The 4,085-nt window shown below is 70.1% G+C and carries 2 protein-coding genes; one reads left to right on the top strand and one right to left on the bottom strand.

Annotated features, from left to right (window positions below):
* Positions 1–315: 315 nt before the first annotated feature.
* Entirely contained in the window at positions 316–1,482 is a 1,167-nt protein-coding gene (locus AB0I79_RS63120; protein ID WP_357896294.1) for a hypothetical protein, read from the bottom strand.
* 1,671 nt (positions 1,483–3,153) lie between these two features.
* Between AB0I79_RS63120 and AB0I79_RS63115 the strand changes: the two genes are divergently transcribed.
* Positions 3,154–3,894, top strand: a complete 741-nt coding sequence (locus AB0I79_RS63115) for a methyltransferase domain-containing protein (protein WP_357896292.1) — start codon at positions 3,154–3,156, stop codon at positions 3,892–3,894.
* Positions 3,895–4,085: the final 191 nt, after the last annotated feature.

Genomic DNA, 4,085 nt, shown 5'->3' with positions numbered 1-4,085 from the left:
GCTCAGAACCCGCTCCCGCAGACACTTACCGCTTAACCTGCAGAAACAGGATCACGCGAAGATCGATTCATACACCACGTCCGTGGACGTGACCCTGCTCGACCGACGCGATACGCCTGCCTGCACGGAGCTCGACTCCCATGCTGAGCGTGTGCCGAGCCTCACAGACAAGCCAATGCGCCGCGCGCGGCACGCCTGCCTAGGCGTACCGCGCGCGGTGTGCAACGTACGTGAGGAAACCTCACCCCCGGTACCGGCCTCCCTCACCCACGGGGAAGGCGAGGCCTGTACGCCGGGCGATGCGAAACCGAAGCGTCAGTCCTCGTCCTTCTTCGCTTTGTCCGCAGGTGATTCGGCACCCTCATCAAGCACATCACCGAAGTTCGGCTCGATGAACGCCGGCGTGATCCCCGGCACTCCAGCCGCCTGCTCCCCCGCCTCTGCGGTCTCCGCGGTTTCCACGGTCTCCACCGCGGTTTCCTCCGCCTTCCCTGCAGACGCGGTCTCTCCGGCCTCCGCAGCTTCCTCCGGCGAGGTGACGACATCCGAGTCGTCATCGCCCTCGCCCTCAGCGGAATCGGCCTCCGAAGCCCCGGACGCAGAGGCGTGTTCCCCCTCGTCCGGTTCGTCACCGAACTCGGCCTCTTCGGACGATTCCTCCACGTCGTCAGCGGCGATCTCGGTATCCAGCAGGTCCCCGGCCTCGGCGAGGACGGCGGCGTCGTCCGCCTCCTCGTCCACCGTTGCCACGTCCCCAACCTCGGCCACATCGGCGTCGTCGGAGTCGTCCTCGTAGTCGAAGTCCTCTTCGACGTCCTCGATGACGGCTCCCGTCAGCTCCGCGTACCGTTCGGCCGCGTCCGTCTCCCCGTCCTCGTCGAAGGCCATCGCCCTGCCGAACCAGTCGGTGGCCGCGTCCTGGTGCCCGGCGTCGGCCAGTGCGTCGGCGTACGCGAACGCCAGCCGCGCCGACCACGGCTTCGGCTGCGGGTCGCGCAGCTCGGGCAGGCGCTGCAGGGTGATCACGGCGGCGTCGTGCTGCCCCAGGTCACGGCGGGCGCCGGACTCGACGATGGTCAGCTCGATGCGGCCGGCCCGGTCGAGGCGCTCGGCTTCGGGCGAACGCACGAGGTCGATGGCCCGCTCCGGACGGCCCATGCCGCGCTCGCAGTCAGCCATGACCGGCAGGTACGCGTCCGAACCCGTCATCCGCCTGGCCGCCCGCAGATCGCTCAGCGCCTCGGAGAAGTGGCCCGCGCGGTACGCGACGATCCCCGCGGCCTCACGTACGACACCGATGCGGGCCGCGAACCTGCGTGCCACCTTGGTGTGCTCGTGCGCCCGGTCGGGGTCGTCCTCCTCAAGCGCCCGCTCGGCAGCCACCAGGTGCCGGCCGACCAGGTCGGCGAGGTCGCCAGGAAGCGAACGCAGCTCCTCGATGACCTCCTTGTCGAGCTCGTCCACCGTGATGTCGGGCGCCACCTCGGGCAGTTTCTCCCGCTGCGGGGCCTCGTCAGCGCCCTCACGGTCGCTCCGGCCGTACCTTGCGCGGCTCCCCGCGCCGGGACGCTCCTCGCGGCCTTCACGAGAGAACGGGCGGGACTCGCGGTCGCCCCTCTCGCGGAAACCGCCCTCACGCCTGTCACCGTAGCCACCGCGGTCGCCGCGGTCGCCATAACCGCCGCGATCACCGGAGCCGCCCTCACGGCGCGGCCCGCGGTTGTCGCGGAACCCGCCCTCGCGGCGGCCACCACCGTAACCACCCTCGCGACGGTCGCCGTAGCCACCCTCACGACGAGGGCCGCGGTCACCGCGGTCGCCGCTCTCGCGCCGCTCGCCGTAACCGCCTTCCCTGCGACGGTCATCACGGAAGCCGCCCTCACGCCTGGGGCCTCGGTCGTCACGGAACCCGCCCTCACGACGCGGACCCCGATCGTCACGGAAGCCACCCTCACGACGCGGACCCCGGTCATCACGGAACCCGCCCTCACGACGCGGACCCCGATCGTCACGGAACCCGCCCTCACGACGCGGACCCCGGTCATCACGGAACCCGCCCTCACGACGCGGACCCCGATCGTCACGGAACCCGCCCTCACGACGCGGACCCCGATCGTCACGGAAGCCGCCCTCACGACGCGGACCCCGGTCATCACGGAAGCCGCCTTCGCCGCGGGGGCCGCCGTCCCGCGGCCCACCCTCACGGCGCTGCCCGTAGCCGCCTTCGCGGCGCGGTCGCCACTCATCGCGATCCCGATAGGTACGGCGATCATCGCCCTCACGACGCGGACCCCGGTCCTCGGGCCCACCCTCACGACGCCCGGCGTAACCGCCTTCCCGCCTGGGGCCTCGGTCGTCACGGAACCCGCCCTCGCGGCGCGGACCCCGGTCATCACGGAAGCCACCTTCGCGGCGCGGCCCACGATCGTCACGGAACCCGCCCTCACGACGCGGCCCACGATCGTCACGGAACCCGCCCTCGCGGCGCGGTCCGCGGTCATCACGGAACCCGCCCTCACGACGGCCACCGCCGAACCCGCCCTCACGACGGTCGCCGTAGCCACCCTCGCGACGCGGTCCGCGGTCGTCTCTGTCCCGGTAGGTACGGCGGTCGTCACCCCGAGGCCCGCGATCGTCCCCTTCGCGCCTGGGGCCGCGGTACCCGCCCTCGCGGCGCGGGCCCGAGTCGTCCCTGTCGCGGAACGGCCGGCGCTCGTCGCCCTCGCGACGCCCTCCTCGGCCATCTCGATCGTCGTCGCGCCGCGGCCCGCGGTCACCGCGGTTGTCGGAACGCGACCTGTCCTCGGAACGGAACGGACGGTCGCTGCCGGAGTCTCGCCCGCGAGAGCCGTAGCCGCCGCTCCTGCCCCCTGCGCCAGGGCGCCTGTCACCGTAGTCGCCGCGCCCGCGCGGTCCGCCGTCCGATCCGTTATCTCTGTTCACTTCTGGTCCATTTCGTTGGCTCACCCAGCGGACTCACAACGACGGTCCACCGTGGCTGGTCGCCGCCCGCCCTCGGGCCTTACGCGACGAAGGCCACCCGTGGGGGGTGGCCCGGTCCTCCCAGCCTAGCAAGTCACGGAACGTCCACGAGCCCGTCGCAACCCCGATATTGATTGGACCGCAAACACCCGGTGAACGAGACTGCTCGGCATGTCACTACGCTTCCACGAAATCGCCGAGTCAGGCCACCGAATTCTGAACCCGTTGACGGACGACAAGCTCAACCTGCTCGGCGAGATCTGCGACTTCACCCCCGGCACCCGCATCCTGGATCTGGCCTGCGGGAAGGGAGAGCTCCTCGCTCGCTGGGCGACCGACTACGGCGTCCAGGGTGTCGGCGTCGACATCAGCAAGGTTTTTCTGAACGCCGCCAGAACCCGCGCGGACGAACTCGGGGTGGCTGATCGCGTTGAGTTCGTAGAAGCAGACGCCGCGGCCTACGAGGACACCCCTGAGTCGTACGACGTCGTGTCCTGCATCGGCGCGACCTGGATCGGCGGCGGCCTCGAGGGCACCTTGTCTCTCATGCGCCGCTGGCTGCGCCCGAACGGCATCGTGCTGGTCGGCGAGTGCTATTGGACGTCACCGCCACCGCCTGAGGCGTGCACCGCGCTACAGATCGACCAGGACTCGTTCACCTCGCTGATCGGTACGGCTGACCGCGCCGAAACGGCCGGCTTCGAGCTGCTTGAAATGGTGCTGGCCAACCCCGACAGCTGGGACAGGTATGTCGCGAGCCAATGGTGGACGATCAGCGACTGGCTGCGTGACAATCCCGATGATCCGGACGCACCGGCGATGCGGGATTTCCTCACGCAGGCGCGGCGATCCCATCTGGAGTACGGGCGTGACTACCTGGGCTGGGGTGTCTTCGTCCTGCGCCAGTCGTAACCCTTGTGCCCGGCTGTGCCCGGCCACCGTCCAGGTGGATGGGCACGAAACCCAGCCGTTCTGGCCGGAAACGCAGAAAGGGCCCCGACGCTCGGCGTCGGGGCCCTCCCCTATAAAGATTGTCCGGCGGTGACCTACTCTCCCACACCCACCCCAGTGCAGTACCATCGGCGCAGGGAAGCTTAACTTCC

Source organism: Nonomuraea sp. NPDC050202, assembly GCF_040656115.1.
GTDB lineage: Bacteria > Actinomycetota > Actinomycetes > Streptosporangiales > Streptosporangiaceae > Nonomuraea.
This window is presented reverse-complemented; position numbering and strand designations above follow the sequence as displayed.

Bases quoted from the DNA above. Each gene is read 5' to 3' on its own strand.
- AB0I79_RS63115 (WP_357896292.1), top strand. From the start codon at position 3,154: ATGTCACTACGCTTCCACGAAATCGCCGAGTCAGGCCACCGAATTCTG.